At 73.0% G+C, this 16,821-nt stretch carries 17 protein-coding genes; 8 read left to right on the top strand and 9 right to left on the bottom strand.

All coding sequences use genetic code 11. From position 1 onward, the window contains the following. The first annotated feature begins 181 nt into the window (after positions 1-181). Both BS83_RS28645 and BS83_RS28640 read left to right on the top strand, forming a co-directional pair. Positions 182-1,018 carry a PP2C family protein-serine/threonine phosphatase gene (locus BS83_RS28645; RefSeq protein WP_037606384.1) on the top strand — a complete coding sequence of 279 codons (837 nt, stop codon included), beginning with the start codon at positions 182-184 and terminating at the stop codon, positions 1,016-1,018. A gap of 66 nt (positions 1,019-1,084) precedes the next feature. Then, positions 1,085-2,086, top strand: a complete 1,002-nt coding sequence (locus tag BS83_RS28640; RefSeq protein WP_037606383.1) for an MASE1 domain-containing protein — start codon at positions 1,085-1,087, stop codon at positions 2,084-2,086. Between the two features lie 43 nt (positions 2,087-2,129). Here BS83_RS28640 and BS83_RS28635 read toward each other — a convergent pair whose 3' ends face one another. The 3 genes from BS83_RS28635 to BS83_RS28625 form a co-directional block, all read right to left on the bottom strand. Then, positions 2,130-2,867, bottom strand: coding sequence for a hypothetical protein (locus BS83_RS28635; protein WP_037606381.1), 738 nt, complete (start codon positions 2,865-2,867; stop codon positions 2,130-2,132). Positions 2,868-3,047: 180 nt separating this feature from the next. After that, entirely contained in the window at positions 3,048-4,781 is a 1,734-nt protein-coding gene (locus BS83_RS28630; protein ID WP_198035319.1) for a SpoIIE family protein phosphatase, read from the bottom strand. Positions 4,782-4,866: 85 nt separating this feature from the next. After that, a complete protein-coding gene (locus tag BS83_RS28625; protein ID WP_037606379.1) occupies positions 4,867-5,322 on the bottom strand; it encodes a MarR family winged helix-turn-helix transcriptional regulator in 456 nt (151 codons plus the stop codon). Between the two features lie 94 nt (positions 5,323-5,416). On the opposite strand from BS83_RS28625, the gene BS83_RS28620 reads away from it, so the two are divergent. Then, entirely contained in the window at positions 5,417-6,268 is an 852-nt protein-coding gene (locus BS83_RS28620) for an SDR family NAD(P)-dependent oxidoreductase (RefSeq protein WP_037606377.1), read from the top strand. 15 nt (positions 6,269-6,283) lie between these two features. Here the strand turns inward: BS83_RS28620 and polX are convergent, their stop codons facing one another. Both polX and BS83_RS28610 read right to left on the bottom strand, forming a co-directional pair. Further along, on the bottom strand, positions 6,284-8,011 hold the full coding sequence (gene polX / locus BS83_RS28615) for a DNA polymerase/3'-5' exonuclease PolX (RefSeq protein ID WP_037606374.1): 1,728 nt from the start codon (positions 8,009-8,011) through the stop codon (positions 6,284-6,286). Between the two features lie 4 nt (positions 8,012-8,015). Continuing rightward, the gene (locus tag BS83_RS28610; RefSeq protein ID WP_037606371.1) at positions 8,016-8,234 is read right to left on the bottom strand and encodes a hypothetical protein; all 219 of its coding nucleotides are present in this window, start codon (positions 8,232-8,234) and stop codon (positions 8,016-8,018) included. Positions 8,235-8,332: 98 nt separating this feature from the next. Between BS83_RS28610 and BS83_RS42290 the strand changes: the two genes are divergently transcribed. Continuing rightward, the gene (locus BS83_RS42290) at positions 8,333-8,950 is read left to right on the top strand and encodes a ComEA family DNA-binding protein (protein ID WP_157597352.1); all 618 of its coding nucleotides are present in this window, start codon (positions 8,333-8,335) and stop codon (positions 8,948-8,950) included. A 59-nt stretch (positions 8,951-9,009) separates the two neighbouring features. On the opposite strand, the gene BS83_RS28600 is transcribed toward BS83_RS42290, so the two are convergent. Beyond that, on the bottom strand, positions 9,010-9,876 hold the full coding sequence (locus tag BS83_RS28600) for a 3'-5' exonuclease (RefSeq protein WP_051944200.1): 867 nt from the start codon (positions 9,874-9,876) through the stop codon (positions 9,010-9,012). 119 nt (positions 9,877-9,995) lie between these two features. Here BS83_RS28600 and htpX point away from each other — a divergent pair, with 119 nt between their 5' ends. Then, the gene (htpX, locus tag BS83_RS28595; RefSeq protein ID WP_037606370.1) at positions 9,996-10,943 is read left to right on the top strand and encodes a zinc metalloprotease HtpX; all 948 of its coding nucleotides are present in this window, start codon (positions 9,996-9,998) and stop codon (positions 10,941-10,943) included. Between the two features lie 21 nt (positions 10,944-10,964). Here htpX and BS83_RS28590 read toward each other — a convergent pair whose 3' ends face one another. Both BS83_RS28590 and BS83_RS28585 read right to left on the bottom strand, forming a co-directional pair. Then, complete coding sequence (locus tag BS83_RS28590; RefSeq protein WP_157597351.1) at positions 10,965-13,295, bottom strand: beta-glucosidase family protein; 2,331 nt, start codon at positions 13,293-13,295, stop codon at positions 10,965-10,967. A gap of 151 nt (positions 13,296-13,446) precedes the next feature. Continuing rightward, positions 13,447-13,935 (bottom strand): GNAT family N-acetyltransferase, encoded by a 489-nt coding sequence (locus BS83_RS28585; RefSeq protein WP_269664872.1) that lies wholly within the window; start codon positions 13,933-13,935, stop codon positions 13,447-13,449. 143 nt (positions 13,936-14,078) lie between these two features. Here BS83_RS28585 and BS83_RS44340 point away from each other — a divergent pair, with 143 nt between their 5' ends. Beyond that, a complete protein-coding gene (locus BS83_RS44340) occupies positions 14,079-14,789 on the top strand; it encodes a cyclodityrosine synthase (protein WP_198035318.1) in 711 nt (236 codons plus the stop codon). Further along, on the top strand, positions 14,779-16,002 hold the full coding sequence (locus tag BS83_RS28575) for a cytochrome P450 (protein ID WP_084714231.1): 1,224 nt from the start codon (positions 14,779-14,781) through the stop codon (positions 16,000-16,002). Before BS83_RS44340 ends, BS83_RS28575 begins: the two co-directional genes overlap by 11 nt. Before the next feature lie 87 nt (positions 16,003-16,089). Here the strand turns inward: BS83_RS28575 and BS83_RS28570 are convergent, their stop codons facing one another. Beyond that, positions 16,090-16,296, bottom strand: coding sequence for a dodecin (locus BS83_RS28570; RefSeq protein WP_037606365.1), 207 nt, complete (start codon positions 16,294-16,296; stop codon positions 16,090-16,092). Between the two features lie 153 nt (positions 16,297-16,449). Between BS83_RS28570 and BS83_RS42285 the strand changes: the two genes are divergently transcribed. After that, on the top strand, positions 16,450-16,773 hold the full coding sequence (locus BS83_RS42285; RefSeq protein ID WP_051944195.1) for a hypothetical protein: 324 nt from the start codon (positions 16,450-16,452) through the stop codon (positions 16,771-16,773). Positions 16,774-16,821 lie beyond the last annotated feature (48 nt).

Below are 16,821 nucleotides of genomic sequence, written 5' to 3'. Positions count from 1 at the left end.
GGGTCACTCCTCTCGTTCAACGGCACTGACCAGTCGAACCCGGTCGCCGCGGCCCCGCAAGCCGGTCTGGGCCGCCGGAGCGATCCGACCGGTCGGATCCGCGCGGATCAGAGGACAATGGGATGGGTGCCGCGCGAGGCCGGCTCCCGCGCCCTCGACCGGACGTCTCCTGGAGCCGCCGATGCCCCGCCGCCGTCTCCCTCCTCCCGCCAGCTCGGACGACCTGCTCAGCGCGCTCGGGCAGCTCACCGCGCAGGCGCTGGAGCGGGTGGAGCTGCAGCGCGCCAGGGTGGAGCTGGCCAGGGCGCTGCAGCGTGAGTTCCTGCCCGCCGCACTGCCGAGCGTGCCCGGCCTGCGTCCGGCGGCGCGCTACGCGCCCGCGCGCCACGGCCTGGACATCGGCGGCGACTGGTACGACGGCTTCGTGATGCCGGACGGCGCGCTGGGCTTCTCCATCGGCGACGTGCAGGGCCACGACGTGGAGGCCGCCGCCCTGATGGGGCAGGTCAGGATCGTGCTCCACGCCCTGGCCACCGTCACCTCCGATCCCGGCGAGGTGCTGAGCCATGCCAACGACCTGCTGCTCTCGATGGACCGCGGCCTCTTCGCCACCTGCTGCCTGCTGCGATACGACCCTGCCAGCGGCGAGCTCGCGGCGGCGCGGGCCGGCCACGTGCCCGCCGTGTGGGCCTCGGGGGACGGGACCAGCGGCATCGCCGAGGCGGGCGGCGGGCTGCCGCTCGGGATCATGCCGGGGGAGGCCTACCCGGTCACCCGCCGCACCCTGACCGGCTCCGGCGCGATCGCCCTGGTCACCGACGGGGTGGTGGAGGGGCCCACCTTCGAGCTCGAGGCGGGGCTGGAGCGGGTCAGGGCCAGCGTCCTCGCCGGAGTCGGCGGCGACCCGGCCGACCTGGCGACGGAGGTGATCGGGCTCGCCGAGATCACCGGGCACGCCGACGACGCGGCGGTCCTGGTGCTGCGCCACGACGAGCCCGCCCGGGCGGACCACGGGTGACGATCACCGGCTCAGCGGGGCGTGTCACGGTGGTGGCGGCGGGCTCCGCGGCAGGAGAGTTGTGTCATGCCTGCTGTCGCGCGTGATCGGACCCTCAGGGATCTCGGGTCGCTGCTCCTGTGGATCCTTGCCGTGGCCGCGCTGTACCTGGGCAGCGGCAGGCTGGGACTGCTGGCCCAGATCGTCGTCGGCGGCGTCAGGGTGACGCCGATCTGGCCGCCCACGGGGGTGGCGGTCGCCGCGCTGGTGCTGCTCGGCGCGCGGGTCTGGCCGGGCATCGCCCTGGGCCAGCTCCTGGTGGTGACGTCGCTCGGCGGCCCGGTGACGGGTGCGACCGTGGGCATCGTCGCGGGCAGCACGGTCGCTCCGCTGGTCGCCTACTGGCTGCTGCGCCAGGTCGGCTTCCGCAGTCAGCTGGACCGGCTGCGCGACGGACTGGCCCTGGTGTTCCTGGGCGCCTTCGCGGCGATGCTGGTCAGCGCGACCAGCGCCACGCTGGTGCTGCTCACCGAGGGCTCACTGCCTTCGCACGGCTACTGGTCCGCCTGGTCGGCCTGGTGGACCGGGGACGCGATGGGCGTGCTCGTGGTGACCCCGTTGCTGCTGGTGGGCCGCTGGGCGGCGCTGCCCTGGGACCTGCCGCTGCGCTGGTGGGCGGAGGCGGTCGTCCCGATGGCGGGCTGCGCCGCGATCATGGTGCTGGACCTGCGCACCACGGTGGACGTGCTCTTCCTGGTCTTCCCTTTGCTGACCTGGGCGGCCCTGCGGTTCCAGCTGCCGGTCGCCGCGCCCTGCGTGCTGATCATCTCGGTGCTCGCGGTCCCCTCGGCCATCCGGCACACCGGCCCGTTCGCCGGTCGCGGCCTGCTCGCGACGATGACCGAACTGCAGGCGCTGAACGGCTCGGCCGCGCTCACCGCGCTGCTGCTCTCCGCGGTCATCTCGGAGCGGAACGCCACCCACCGCCGGATCGAGGAGGCCTGCGTCGGCCTCGCCGAGCTGGTCGCCCGGCTGGCCCCGGGGGAGTCGAACGAGCCGTGGCCGCCCACACGGGACCGCGGGATGTGACGGTGGGCCTTCGGGCCCGCCGTCACATCCCGCCGTCCCGGTCTCAGACCTGCTTCAGGTCGGCCGTGAGGGTGGCGAGGTCGATGCCGTTGACCTGGCCGGCCTCGCGGTACTCCTGGGACAGTACCGCCCAGGCCTCGTCGCTGTAGGTGGACCACCAGTCCCAGGCGATGGGCTGGACCGCGCCCCAGGTGATCGCGTAGAGCCAGTCGGCGTCGTAGCCGAGCAGCGGGATGGCATGGCCGCCCTCGATCGGCTGCGACTGCCAGTCGGCGTCCAGCGTCCACGGCTTGCCGTCGGAGAACTGCTGCTGCGCGTTGGCCGGGACCTGGATGCCCGCGTAGACGCCGCCGAACAGCGCGATGGTCTGCTTGATCGTCGTCAGCGCGTGCACGTTGACCGGCGCGTAGGCGAGCACCTTGTTGCCCCACAGGCCGGAGCGGTGCCAGGAGGAGAGCACGTGGGACTCGACCAGCCCGCTGTCCTTGCCGCCGGAGAGCTTGAAGTACTGGTCGACGACCTGCTGCTCGGTGGGGACCGCGTCGCCCTCGCCGGTCTGCGCGTTCCAGGACTGGATCATGTGCGCGGCGGCGGCCATCGTGCAGTCGCCGTAGGTGTCGTTCCCGTCCATCGGCCAGCCGGTCACCTTCGTCGTCCAGTCGACGGCGTCCGGCGGAGCGGGCAGCGGGGCGGCCACGTAGTGGCCGAGGTACTTGAGAGCGACCGGGAACTGCGGCCCGAGCTTGCCGAACTTTCCTGCGGCGCGTGAGGCGTCAGCCATCTGCCTCTCCCTCCGGAGAAGTGTGACCGGTTGGCTACCGGCTGTGAGCACCACCATTCCAGATCATCCGGACATGTCCGAGACATTTGCCACAACCCGTCAGGGTGAATTCGACGGCCGGCGGCATGGGCCGGTGTCTCAGGGTCGGTCTCTCAGGGCCGTCGCTTCAGGGCCGTCGCTTCAGGGTCGGCGCGGCCGGACGCGCGCGGCGAGCAGCGCGATGTCGTCCTCGGCGTCGCTGGGCGAGGAGTTGTGCAGCGCGGCGTCGATCAGGTCGTCCAGGTCGCCGGTGGCGGGCAGCGGCGCCGCGGCGAGGCGTTCGAGCGAGACGTCGATGTCCTCGCGGCGGCGTTCCACCAGGCCGTCGGTGTAGAGGAGCAGCACCTGGCCGGGCGTCAGTTCCCTGACCAACTGCTGGTAGCCGCCGACGCCGGTGCCCAGCGGCGGGCCGCTCGGCAGGGTGACCAGTTCGGTGGCGCGGTCCGCGCCGACCAGGGCGGGCGGCAGGTGGCCTGCGCTGGAGAAGGTCACCCGGTCGCGGCTGGGGTCCACCAGCGCGAGCAGACAGGTGGCCGGACGGGCGGACTCGTTCTCCGAGATCAGGCTGTCCAGCTGACGCAGGATCCGGTGCGGGGGCAGATCCATCGCGGCGACGTAGCGGAGCATCGAGCGGTAGGTGCTCATGTCGACCGCCGCCTCCACGCCGTGGCCCATCACGTCGCCGATCACCAGGAGCGTCCGGCCGAAGGGCAGCCGCACGCTCTCGTACCAGTCGCCGCCGACCACCGAACTGCTGCCCGAGGGCAGGTAGCGGCAGGCGATCTCCAGGTTGGGGTGCGGGTTGGCCGGTTCGGCGAGCAGCGCCCGCTGCAGCTCCAGGGCGATGCCCTGGGAGCGCGTGTAGCGGCGGGCGTTGTCGATGCTGAGCGCGGCGCGGCCGGCCAGGTCCTGGATCAGCGTGATGTCGTCGTCGCTGAAGCCGTCCCCGGGGGCGTCGGCGCGGGCGAGGGTGAGCACGCCCAGGAGGCTGCCGCGGGCAGTCAGCGGGACGGCCACCACGGAGGCGATCTCCGCCGCGCGGAAGACCTCGCGGCTCGCCGTGTCGGAGAGCGCCCTGGCCAGCGTCTCCTCGTCCCGGATCTGGGCGGTGACCGGCTTGCCGCCGACGAGGCTGAGGGCCACGAGCGAGCCCTCGCGGTGCCGGACCGACTCGCCGGGGTGGGCCAGGGTGGCGAGCTGCGGATACAGCTCGGGGGTGCCGGCCACGGCCGCCCGCAGCAGCCGGAGCGAGCCGAGCGGCGCGCCGAGCCTGTGGTCGGGAACCCCGGGCGGAAGGATGTCCACGGTGGCGAGGTCGGCGAGTTCGGGCACGGTGAAGCGGGCGAGTTCGACGCAGGTGGTGTCGGTGTCGAGGGTGCTGCCGATGACCTCGCCGGCGGCGGTCAGCAGGGCGAGCCTGGACGCGTCGGGGTCAGGGACCTCGTGGACCGGGGCGTCGCGGTCGGCGGACGGCGCGTCGGGCTCGGGGGCGAGGCCGGTCACCGCGAGGACGCCGGTGACGCGGTCGTCGAGGGTCAGGCGCTGCAGGCGGATCGCGGCCGAGCGGGCCGGGGCGGCCGGTTCGACCTGCCGGGTCAGACCGTCCGAGAGGACCGTGCGGGCTGCGGGCCCGGCCGAGGCGAGCGGGGTGTCGGCGAGCGGCCGGCCCGTGAAGGACTCCGGGGTCACCCCGGTGTGGCGGGCGAAGGCCTCGTTGGCGTACAGCCAGCGCAGTCCGGGGTCGAGCAGGGCGACGCCGAAGGGCAGCTCGGCGACGAGCCCGCCGAGCAGCGCGTCCCCGCTGACGGCCATGGCGGCGGCCGCCGCCTCGATCGCAGTCGCGGCGGCGTCCCGCTTCGGGGCCTCCGCGCCCAATGCGCTCTCCTCGTCCCGGTGGGCCGACGCTGAGCTCGGCCGATGCTGTCCTCGGCGGATGCCTTCCATGGTCGCGCACCCGGCGTCAGGGGCGCGCCTTGAGCTTGGCCCAGGCGGTCCGCAGCGCCGCGATGTCCGCGTCGTCCAGCCGCTCGTCGAAGGCCTCGGCGAGTGCGGCGCGCCGGGTGGCGTCCGCCTCGGCGAACGCGGCCCGGCCGGCCGGGGTGAGCGCGACCCCGACCGAGCGGGCGTCGTGCGGCGAGGGGGTGCGGGCGACCAGCCCGCGCGCCTGCAGCGCGTCCACCACCCGGGAGACCTGGGTGCGGCTCAGCAGCGTCTTGGCGCCCAGGTCGGAGGCGGCGACGGGGCCGGTCTGGCCGTTGAGCCAGAGCATCACCTCGAACCAGGAGAGCGGCAGGTCGTGTGCGCGGGTCAGGGCCCGGTCGACCCGGGCGGAGAGCGTGGTGCCGGCCCAGACGAGACCGTAGAAGGCGTGGTCCCTGGCGGAGAGGCTGCCCAGGGAGAGGTCGGCGCGCGTCATATGGACAGCCTATCGGTTTGCGTGCGCACGCACGGAAGTCGTACGGTGTGTGCGCACGCACAGAAAAGTCACCGCCACCCGAAGGGGAGCAGCCATGGCAACCGCCGACCGCATCGTCCTGATCACCGGCACCTCGACCGGCATCGGCCTGGCCACCGCAGTCGCCGCGGCGCAGGCCGGCTGGCACGTCGTCGCCACCATGCGCGACACCGCCAAGGCCGGCCCGCTCACGGAGGCGGCCGCCGCGGCGGGCGTCGCCGGGCGGATCGAGGTGAAGCGGCTCGACGTGACCGAGCGGGCGTCGATCGACGCCTGCCTCGGCGAGGTCCTGGCCTCCCACGGCCGACTGGACGCGCTGGTCAACAACGCCGGCGCGGGCGTGGTCGGCACGGTGGAGCAGGTGGGCGGGGAGGCCTTCCGCTCGGCGATGGAGGTCAACTTCTTCGGCGTCGTCGAGGCCACCGGCGCCGCGATGCCGCACCTGCGCGCCTCGGGCGGCCGGGTGGTCACGGTGACCAGTGTCGGCGGGGTGGTCGGCCAGCCCTTCAACGAGGCGTACTGCGCCGCGAAGTTCGCCGCCGAGGGTTTCCTCGAGTCGCTCGCGCCGGTCGCCGCCTCGGTGGGCGTCCATGTCACCGTCGTCGAGCCCGGAGCGGTGGCCAGCGAGTTCGTCGCCAGCCAGGGCATCGACGTCCCCGCGCTGCTGGCGGCCGCCGGTCCCTACGCGCCCGCGCTCAAGTCCTACGTCGAGCGGACCATGGCGGCCTTCGACAACGCCCAGACCTCGGCGGGCGCGGCCGCCTCGATCGTCGAGGTGCTGGAGTCGGCCGAGCCGCCGTTCCGGGTGCAGACCTCGGAGACGGCGCGCGCCTTCGTCGCCACGAAGCTCGCGGACCTCGATGGCGCGTCGGTGCAGCGGATGACCGGCGGCTGGGTCGGTCGCTGACGGCACGCCCCTGGCTCAGCGCAGCTCGGGCTTGGTCAGGAAGCGCCGCAGTCGCTGCCAGGGCCAGGTGTTGATCACGTCCTCCGGGCCGAGCCAGGCGCGCTGAGCGGTGCCGACGCCGAACCGGGGGCGTTCCAGGTGGACGGTCGAGTGGGCGTCGCTGTCGATCGAGAAGCGGACGCCCGCCGCCTTGGCACGGCGCACCTGCTCGTCGCCGAGATCCATCCGCTCGGGGGAGGAGTTGATCTCCATCGCGGTGCCGGTGCGGGCGCAGGCGGCGAAGACCGCGTCGAAGTCGACGTCGATCGGGGCGCGGCGGCCGAGCATGCGCGCGGAGGGGTGCCCGATGATGTGGACGTGCGGGTTCTCGCAGGCCCTGATCAGCCGCCGGGTCTGCGCGGCCCGGTCCGCGCCGAAGTGCGAGTGGATCGAGGCCACGCAGACGTCGAAGCCGGCCAGGAACTCCGCCGGCCAGTCGACGTCCCCGTCCGGACCGATGTTCAGCTCGGTCCCGTGCAGCAGGCGCATCCGCCCGTACCGTCCGGCGAGCCCGTGCAGCTTCTCCCGCTGGGCGAGCATCTTCTCGTCGGTCATCCGCTGCATCACCAGGTCGGGCGCGTGGTCGGTGACGGCGTAGTAGGCGTAGCGGCGGGCGTGGGCGACGGCGAGCATCTCCTCCAGCGTCGCGACGCCGTCGGTGAGGTCGGTGTGGGTGTGCAGGTCGCCGCGCAGGTCGCGTTCGGTGACCAGGGTGGGCAGTCCGTCCGCGAGGGCGGCCTCGACCTCGCCCAGGTCCTCGCGCAGCGTCGGCGGGATCCAGGGCAGTCCCAGCGCCGCGTAGACCTCCTCCTCGGTGCGCGAGACGAGCTTCTCGCCGGTGCCCGCGTCGAAGAGCCCGTACTCGGACAGCTTCAGTCCCGCTCGCACGGCCATGGTGCGGAGCTTGATGTTGTGCGCCTTGGAGCCGGTGAAGTAGACGAGCGCGGCCCCGAACGCGTCCGGCGGGACGACCCGCAGGTCGATCTGGAGCCCCTTGCGGGTGCGGATCGAGGTCTTGGTGGGGCCGTGCGCGATCACGTCCGCCACCTCCGGCAGCGCGAGGAAGGCGTCCATCAGCGGCCCCGAGTCCTCGGCGGCGGCCAGGACGTCCACGTCGCCGACGGTCTCCCGCATCCGCCGCAGCGAGCCCGCCCAGGTGCAGCGCAGACAGCCGGGGGCCTGCTCCAGCGCGGCGACGACCGACTCCGCGAGCGCGGTGGCGGTGCCGAGGTCGGTCCGGGTGGCCGCCTGGCTCATCAGGTCGAGCCCGTGCAGGATGTTCTCCTCGGTGCGGCCGCCGAAGCCGGACAGGTCGTGCAGCCGGCCCGCCTCGGCGGCGGCGCGCAGCTGGGCGACGGTGGAGATCTGCAGGTCCTGGTGGAGCATCAGGGCCTTCTTGGGTCCCAGCCCCGGCACGCCCATCATCTCGCGCACGCCCGGCGGGATCTTCGCCCGCAGCGCCTCCAGAGCCGCGAAGGAGCCGGAGGACCGGTACTCCGCGATCTTCTCGGCGATCGACTTCCCGACGCCGGGGATGGACTGGAGCGCCTTCGCGTCCATGCCGGCCAGGTCCCCGCTGTACCCGCCGATCGCGCGGGCCGCCTTCTCGTAGGAGCGCACCCGGAACGCGTCGCCGCCGGTGATGGTCAGCAGGTCGGCGTACTCGGTGAGCAGCGCCTGGACCTCGTCGTTGAGCCGGGCCATGGGCTCAGCCTAGGTCGGGGTCCGCACCCGTGCGAGCGCTCGGTCCGGGCCTGCGGGCGGCGCCGCAGCGCCAGCAGGTGGCGGCTTCCGGCGGTTCGGGGACGGCCCCGCACTCGGGGCAGAGCCGGTCCAGCCAGCACGCGGCCTCGCCGCCCTCGCCCTGCTCCGCGCGCGCGTCCCGCCGTTCGTCCCGCTCGTCCCGTTCGGGGTGCTGATCGGCCATGACGCCCACGGTAGGGCCTTGCGGGTGCCGCGTCACCCGGCTGACCTTACGGTGTGAATGTGTCTGAATCAGGCGAAAAGGGCCGCACTGCGGGGCGGATGAGTCCGGCCGGAAGCGTGCTCTGGGCCCTGCTGCCGCTCTTCACCCTCGGCCTCGGGACCTGCGTCGTCCTGGGCTGGGCCGCCAGGCGGCTGCGGGACCGGCTGCTCGCGGCGCTCTCCGGCCTCGCCTTCGCGACCACCGTGGTCGCGGTGGTGCTGGCCTCCGCGCCGACCGGTTCGACGCGGAACACCGTCGCAGGCGCGCTGATCGTCGTCGTCCTGGTCGGCGGCGGCCTCGCCGTCACCTTCACCGTCCGCCGCCGGCTCGTCGGGTCGCCGGGCGACCCGGCCGTCGCGGACGCGCTGGCCCGCCGGCAGCGCCGCGCCGAGGCGCGCCGGATCGCCGAGCGCGACCCCGGTCTGGCCAGGGAGTTGGGGATCGGCCGCCCCGATCTGCCGCACCGCTACGACGACGGTGGCCTCGCGGACGTCAATCACGTGCCGGTCCCGGTGCTGGCCGGTCTGCCGGGCATGACGCCCGAGCTGGCCCGGCGGATCGTCGAGGCCCGCGGCGAACGCGGCGGCTTCAGTTGCGTCGCCGAACTGGAGGTCTACGCCGACGTGCCGGGACCGCTCGCCGAGGAGCTGAGCGACCGGGTGGTCTTCCTCGACTGAGGCTCTGCGTCACCGACGGCCCTGCGTCACCGAGGGCCTGCGTCACTGTGGGCCCCGCGTCAGCGGGTTCCCGCTCCCCGGCCGGTACCGCCGTTCCTGCTCCAGGCGGGCGCGAGCTCCCTGCGGCGCCAGTGGTGCAGCAGGTGCGGGTCGTCCGCGGGCGCGGCGATCTCCGCAGCGACGTCCGGGGCGGCGCGCGGCGGACGGGGGACGGCGCGCACCGGGGGGTCGTCCTGGGCGGGCTTCGCGGGCCGCGGCCGCGGCCCGGCGTAGCGCAGGGGCGAGGGCGCCTGGGCCAGCAGGGCGCTGAGCAGCGCCGCAGTGCTCCGGGCGTCGCCGAGCGCGCTGTGCGGATCCGCGGGCGGGGCCGCGGTCATGCTGCGGTGCAGCGCCGCGAGGCCGTAGCCGGGGCCCTCCAGCTGGGCGCGGGCGGTGACCAGGGTGCACAGGCCCGGCGGACGCGAGGCCGGCTCCCGCCCGCAGCGGCGCAGCTCCGCGTCGAGGAAGGCGTCCTCGAAGGCCAGGTTGTGCGCCACCACCACGGCGTCGACCAGCATCCGCTCGATCTGCGGCAGCACCTCGGCGAAGCTCGGCGCGCCGCGCACCAGGGCGTCGTCGAGCCCGTGGATCTCGGTGGCGCCCATGGGCCGCCCGGGGTCGAGCAGGGAGGCGAACTCGCCCAGCACCGTGCCGTCCCCGCGGAAGCGGACCACCGCGATCTCGCAGACGCGGTCGCCGACCGGGTCGAGGCCGGTGGTCTCCAGGTCGACCGCGGCGAAGACCAGCGCCCCCGGATCGACGCCGCGACGGCGGGTCAGGTAGCCGGCCTCGAAGAGGCGCAGCGGCGCCTCGGCGGGCCGCCGCAGCCCCCGGACCGGCAGGAACCCCGCCGCCCAGCGACGGACCTGGCGCAGCGGGTCGGGCATCTGGCCTCCGGAACCGGCGGACGATCTTCAGGCAATCTATCCGCTCGGCCCTGGACGCGCCTACGCTGGAGCTGTCGGCGGGAGTCGTCAGCCGCCCGCCGCGTTCGGAGGCGATCAGCGTGCGATCCCGATTCGTTCCAGACCGGCAGCTCACGGTCCGCATGGTGACCGTCGTCTTCCTGCTGGGCCTTCTCTACGTGGTCCTCGCGGCCGTTCTGGTCGCGGTGCTCAAGTCGGCCGTCCTGGTGCTGCTCATCGCCGTGGCGGCGCTGGCCGGCCAGTACTGGTACTCGGACCGGGTCGCGCTGCTCGCGATGCGGGCCCGCGACGTGACACCCGAGGAGGAGCCGCGGCTGCACGGCGCGGTCGACCGGCTCTGCGCCCTGGCCGACATGCCCAAACCGCGTCTGGCCCTGGCCGACACCGAGCTGCCCAACGCCTTCGCCACCGGGCGCAACGCCGACCACGCGGTGCTCTGCGTGACCACCGGCCTGCTGCGCCGCCTGGAGGGCGAGGAGCTGGACGGGGTGCTCGCGCACGAGCTGTCGCACATCGCGCACCGGGACGTGGCGGTGATGACCGTCGCCTCGTTCCTCGGCGTGCTGGCCGGGCTCGCGGTCCGGGTGGGGTTCTACTCCGGGCTGGTCGGCGGACGCGGGCGGAGGGACCAGAACACCGCGATGATCGTCGCCGCGGTGGTGGCCGTCTCGGCGGCCGTCTACGCGATCAGCTTCCTGCTGATCCGCGCGCTCTCGCGCTACCGCGAGCTGGCCGCGGACCGCTCCGCGGCCGAGCTCACCGGCAGGCCCTCCGCGCTGGCCTCGGCGCTGGTCAAGGTGAGCGGCGCCGCGGGACGCATCCCGACCAAGGACCTGCGCACCGCGCAGGCGTTCAACGCGGTGCTCTTCGTCCCGGCCCTGACCGCCGGTCCCGACGGCGAGACCGGACCGGGATCCGGTCCGGTGCCGCTGTTCGCGCGGATGTTCATGACCCACCCCAGCCTGGAGTGCCGGCTGGAGGCGCTGGCCCAGGTCAGCACCAGGCTGGGGGAGTCCTCCGATTCCTGACCGGGTCGGGCTCCGGGTCGGTCAGCCGACCGTGAAGCCGGTCCCCGTGGTGCTGTCGCCCGCCAGCAGCGTGTACGCGCCGGGCTCGACGGTCCTGGCGCCGTCGCCGTTGACGTCGCCCTCGGTGTGGGCCAGCAGCGACATCGGAACGGTGATCTGCGCGGTGCCGTGCGCTCCCGCGTCCAGGTGCAGCCGGGCGAAGCCGACCAGCCACTTCGGCGGCGTCAGCACCTGGCTGACGGGCTGCGAGACGTAGAGCGGCACCACCACGTCACCGGCGGCCGAGCCGGTGTTGGAGACCGGGACACCGACCCGCAGCGTGCCGCCCGCGCCGACGGTGGTCCGGTTCGGCACCGGTGCGCCGAACTGCCAGCTAGTGTAGGAGAGGCCGGCCCCGAAGGCGAAGAGCGGGCTGTAGCCGGAGTCGGTGCCGCTGTTGGTGCCGGGCAGCTGGGTGTAGAACTCCGGCTCGTTGCCGATCGCCTTGGGCCAGGAGACCGGCAGCCGACCGCTCGGGTTCGCCTTGCCGTAGAGCAGGTCGGCGACGGCGTGACCGCCCTCGGTGCCGGGGAGCCAGGCCATCAGCAGCCCGGCGGTGTTCGCGGCGCTGCCGAGGACGAGCGGCCGGTCGGCGACGACGACCACGACGACGGGCTTGCCGGTCGCCTGGAGCGCGGCGACCTCCGCCTGCTGGTCGGCCGAGAGCGAGGGGTCGGGGTGGTCGTTGGGGCCCTCGGCGCCGGGGGTGTCGCCGACCACCACGACGGCCGCGTCGGCGTTCTTCAGGTCGGCGGCGGCGGTGCCGCCGTCGGGCTGGTAGTCGATGCTGGTTCCGGCCGGAGCGCCCTGGCGCAGGCCGGCGAGCACGGTGGTGCCGCCGACGTCCGTTCCGGCGGGCACGCCCTGCCAGCCGATGGTCCAGCCGCCCATCTGGTTGTCGATGTTGTCGGCGCTGGGGCCGGTCACCACGATCTTGTGCACGTCCGGGCCGAAGGGCAGCACGCCGCCCTGGTTGCGCAGCAGCACCGAGGACTCGGTGGCGGCCTTCCTGGCCAGCCCGAGGTCGGCCCCGTCGACGATGCCGTCCGCCTTGGACGCGTCCACGTAGGGGTGCTCGAACAGGCCGAGCTTGAACTTCATCGTCAGGATGCGGGAGACGGCCTGGTCCAGGCGCTGCCGCGAGATCAGCCCGCGCTGCACGGCGGCGAGGGCGGACGCCGTGAAGTCGGAGGCGTTGGTGGGCTCCATGGCCATGTCCACACCGGCGTTGACGGCCTTGGCGATGGCCTCGGGGTAGTCGGCGGCGATGTGGTAGGCCGTCTGCAGGTTGCGGACGTCGCTCCAGTCGCTGACCACGACGCCGTCGAAGTGGTACTGGCCGCGCAGCACGGTGGTGAGCAGGTAGTGCGAGGCGGTCACCGGCACGCCGTTGACCGCGCCGGAGTCGGCCATGACACTCAGCGCGCCCGCGCCGATCGCCTGCTGGTAGGCGGGCAGGATGGTGTCCTGCAGATAGCGGGCCGAGTAGTCGGCGGGCACCCGGTCGTGGCCGTTCAGCGGCTGCGAGTACCCGGCGAAGTGCTTGACCGAGGCGGCGATCCTGGTGCCGCTGGAGGCGTCCTGCAGCCCGTTCACCGCGGCGGCGGCCATCGTGCCGGTCAGCAGCGGGTCCTCGGAGAAGGCCTCGTAGTAGCGGCCGTAGCGCTGGTCCCTGGCGATCTCGGTGACCGGCCCGAAGGCCCAGTTGATGCCGGTCGCCGCCACCGCGCGCTGGGTGGACTGCTCCACGCCGCGCTCGAGCGCCGGGTCCCAGGTGGCGCCCATCCCGATCTGCTGCGGGAACATGGTCGCGCCGAGCACGTTGTTGTGGCCGTGGACGGCGTCGATGCCGTAGAGGATCGGGATGTGCAGCCGCGAGTTGGTGATCGCGTACTTCTGCAGGGCGTTGGTCAGGTCCGCCCAGTCCTTGGCGGTGTTGACGGCCGGCGGCATGCCGCCGCCGGAGAGGATCGAGCCCGCCGCGTTGTCGACCAGGACGCTGTGCAGGCAGGCGTCGTTGAGCGCGCCGCCGCTCCAGTCGCAGGTGCCCTGGACGGTGACCAGGGCCTCCTGGTCCATCTGGCCGACCTTCTCCCGCAGCGTCATGCGGTGCACCAGGTCGGCGACGCGGTTCGCGATCGGCGCGCGGGCGTCGAGGTAGAGAGGGACGCGCGCGGCGGCGGGAGCCGGTTCCGCGGAGAGTCCGGTCACCAGCCCGCCGACGAGGGCGAGGCCTGTGAGGGTGGAGAGGTGACGGCGTATTCGGCGCACGTGGGGCGTCCAATCCGTGAGGAGGAGCTGGGCGAGCGTCACGACACGAACTGGAAGGCGAGTTAACCCTGGGAGGGGGAGTGCGTCAATGAGTTGAACAGAGAGCGCTCCCACAAGGCATGGCGGGGCCTGCCTTGAGCTGGGAGTCTGTTTCTGTGTTGATTACCTGAATTGATCAAGCCATGACGTGACGTCAGAGGAGAAGCGTCATGAAGGTGCTGTTCGGATCGGGGCGGTAGTCGGCGAAGGGCGGGCAGGGCTCGAAGCCGAACCTGGCGTACAGACTGCGCGCGGGCCGGAAGAACTCCTCCGAGCCGGTCTCCAGGCTGAGCCTGGCGAAGCCCGTCCCCCTGGCCTCGGCGATGATGTGGCCCAGCAGCAGCGAGGCGATACCGCTGCGCCGGCGGGCCGTGTCGGTGCGCATCGACTTGAGCTCGGCGTGCCGGTCGTCCAGCCGCTTCAGCGCCCCGCAGCCGACCAGCGCGTCGCCGTCGTGGACGGACGAGAAGCTGATCCCCGGCGCGCGCAGCGCGTCCAGGTCCAGGGCGTGGACGCTCTCCGGCGGCGAGAGGGACCGGAGCTGCCGCACGTGCGCCTCGAGGAACGCCACGATCCGCGGATCCGACAAGTCGTCCGTCACGATCTCCACCTGCTGTGCCTCACCTCTCCTCGGGGTGAACACATGATGACATCGGGACCGGTGCGTCTCACGGTCTGGGATCGCACGTTGACACTGTGTGTGGCCGCCGGTTGACTGCAAGTGTCGTCGCCACACCAGGGGCACGGGGCCCCGTCGGGACTTGCGACGCGAAGGACGCTCTCCCTTTGCAGACAGCGACCAAAACCTTATTCCTCGTCAGGCCCTATACGCCGCACTGCGAGCTCATCCAGGCGGACGGCGACCACGCCGTCATCGGCGTCTCCCCGGGCAACAGCTACTTCTCGGCCCAGCGTCTGACCGACCTCGCCCTGTGGGGCGCCGAGAACTTCCGCCAGGTGGACCTGGTCTACACCGACCTGTACGTGGCGGAGATGTACCAGGCGCTCGGCTACAGCGCCGACGACGCCCGTCGTAAGGCGATCAAGAACCTGCGGGGCGTCCGCGCCAAGGTCAACAACGCGGCGGAGGCCGCCGACTTCGGCAGCGGGAGGGTCAACTCCCATGCCATGTCCGACTTCCAGAGCAATCCGGCCTACCAGGCGCTGCACGCCCACATCAGCACCATGCTCGACACCGACCCCGAGTTCCGGGCCGTCATCGAATCGCTGGTCGGGTCGTTCCTGACCGCCAAGGTGCTGGACGGAAGGGAGGCCACCGACGAGCAGCGCGAGGTGTGCCTGCGCTACATCTGCGCCGAGGCGCCGCTCTTCCTGGACACCCCGGCCATCCTCGGGGTGCCCTCCTCGCTCAACTGCTACCACCAGCTGCTGCCGCTGGCCGAACTCCTCTACTCCCGCGGCTCCGGCCTGCGGGCCTCACGCAACCAGGGCCACGCGATCGTCACGCCCGCCGAAGGAGACTCCGATGTCCGTTGACACCGTCCAGCCCGTCGACGTGGCCCGGTCCGCTCCCGACGCGCTGCCCGGCTTCCCGTTCTCCTGGCGCGGGGACAGGCTGCCGGAGGAGATCGGCGAGCTGCGTGCGGAGCCGGTCAAGCGGGTGCGCACCATCGCCGGCGACCCCGCCTGGCTGGTCTCCTCCTATCAGCTGTGCCGTCAGGTCCTGGAGGACAAGCGGTTCAGCCTCAAGGACACCTCCGCGCCGGGCGTGCCCCGCCAGTACGCGCTGACGATCCCGCCCGAGGTCGTCAACAACATGGGCAACATCACCGGCGTCGGCCTGCGCAAGGCGGTGCTCAAGGCCATCAACCCGAAGGCCGAGGGCCTGGTCGACTGGATGACCGGCTACGCCGCCGAGCTGGTCGACGGCCTGCTGGCGCAGGGCGCGCCGGTGGACCTGCGCGGGCAGTTCGCCAACCCGTACTCGGAGGCGCTGCACTGCCGGATCCTCGGCATCCCGCTCGCCGACGCGCCGAAGCTGGCGGCCAGCCTGGACATCGCCTTCATGAACTCGGCCTGCCCGGTCGCCGGGGCCAAGCTCAACTGGGACCGCGACATGGCCTACATGACGGAGCGTCTGGACGACCAGGCCACGACGGGACTGATGGCGGAGATCGCCGCCCTGCGGCTGGACCCTGACTACGCCCACCTGACCGACGAGATGCTGGCGACGGTCGGCGTCACCATGTTCGGCGCGGGCGTGATCTCCACCTCCGGGTTCCTGACCATGGCCTGCGTCACCCTGCTCCAGCACCCGGAGGTCAGGGCGGAGCTGCGCGCCGACCCGTCGAAGATCCCGGCGGCCGTCGACGAACTGCTGCGGGTCAACCTCTCCATCGGCGACGGGCTGCCGCGGCTCGCGCTGGAGGACGTGCAGCTCGGCGACGTGCTGGTGCGCAAGGGCGAGCTGGTGCTGGTCCTGGTCGAGGGCGCGAACTTCGACCCGGACGCCTTCGAGGACCCGGAGTCGGTCGACGTCGGCCGGGCCAACGCCGGGGACCACCTGTCCTTCGGCGGCGGCCAGCACTACTGCCCGGCGACCGCGCTCGGCAAGAAGCACGCCGAGATCGCGATCGCGACCCTGCTGGACCGGATGCCGGACCTGCGGCTGGCCGTCCCGGTGGAGCAGCTGGTGTGGCGGACCGGCTTCATGAAGCGCATGCCGGAGCGACTGCCGGTGATGTGGTGAGCCCTCGGGCCTGACGCCGGGTGACCCGCTCCCGCTCGGTCGGCGCCGAGCGGGACGGGCTCCCGGCGGGCCCGTCCCTGGGAGGTCCTAGTCCAGGCGGAAGCCGACCTTCAGGCCCACCTGGAACTGCTTGACCTGGCCCTCCTCGATGCTGCCGCGGATCTGGGTCACCTCGAACCAGTCCAGGCCGTGCAGGGTCTGCGACGCGCGTCCCAGCGCGCTGCGGATCGCCGCGTCGACGCCCTCCGAGGAGGTGCCGACGATCTCGGTCACGCGGTAGGTGCTGTCGGTCATGGCCGCCTCCGGAGGCTCGGGTCCTTCCACCTTCGCGCAGGGTCAGGCGGCCCGCCACGCGACCGCTCACCCGGACGGTCGCCGCCGGGCGGCGCGATCGGTCCGGCCTGCCTAGCCTGGGAGGGAGAGCCCGGGCCGAGGAGGAGAGCAGAGATGACCCGCAGCAGATCCTTCGCCTTCGTGCTGGGCGGAGCCGCGCTCCTGGCCGCCCTGGCCGGCTGCGCCGACCCGCCCGTGGGCACCGTCAGCGCGAGCAACGGCAGGGTCGTGGAGACCATCTCGAACCCGCCCGACAAGGCCTGCCATCTCTTCGCACCGATCGGGGTGAGCTCGGTCTTCGACAACACCCTCGCGGACATGCGGCTCTACCCGTCGGCCGACTGCACCGGCCACAACGACTACCTCTCCACGGAGACCTCGGTCGGCGTCGGCGCCAACAACGTGGTCTACCGCAGCTACTCCTTCGTCGGGCAGTAGCGCGCGGGCGGAAGGCACGCATGCGCGCGGCGGGGACCGCGACGGGGC

The sequence above is a fragment of the Streptacidiphilus rugosus AM-16 genome (assembly GCF_000744655.1).
Classification (GTDB): domain Bacteria; phylum Actinomycetota; class Actinomycetes; order Streptomycetales; family Streptomycetaceae; genus Streptacidiphilus; species Streptacidiphilus rugosus.
Note: the sequence above shows the minus strand (reverse complement) of the source record. Positions and strands in the feature narration are given on the sequence as shown.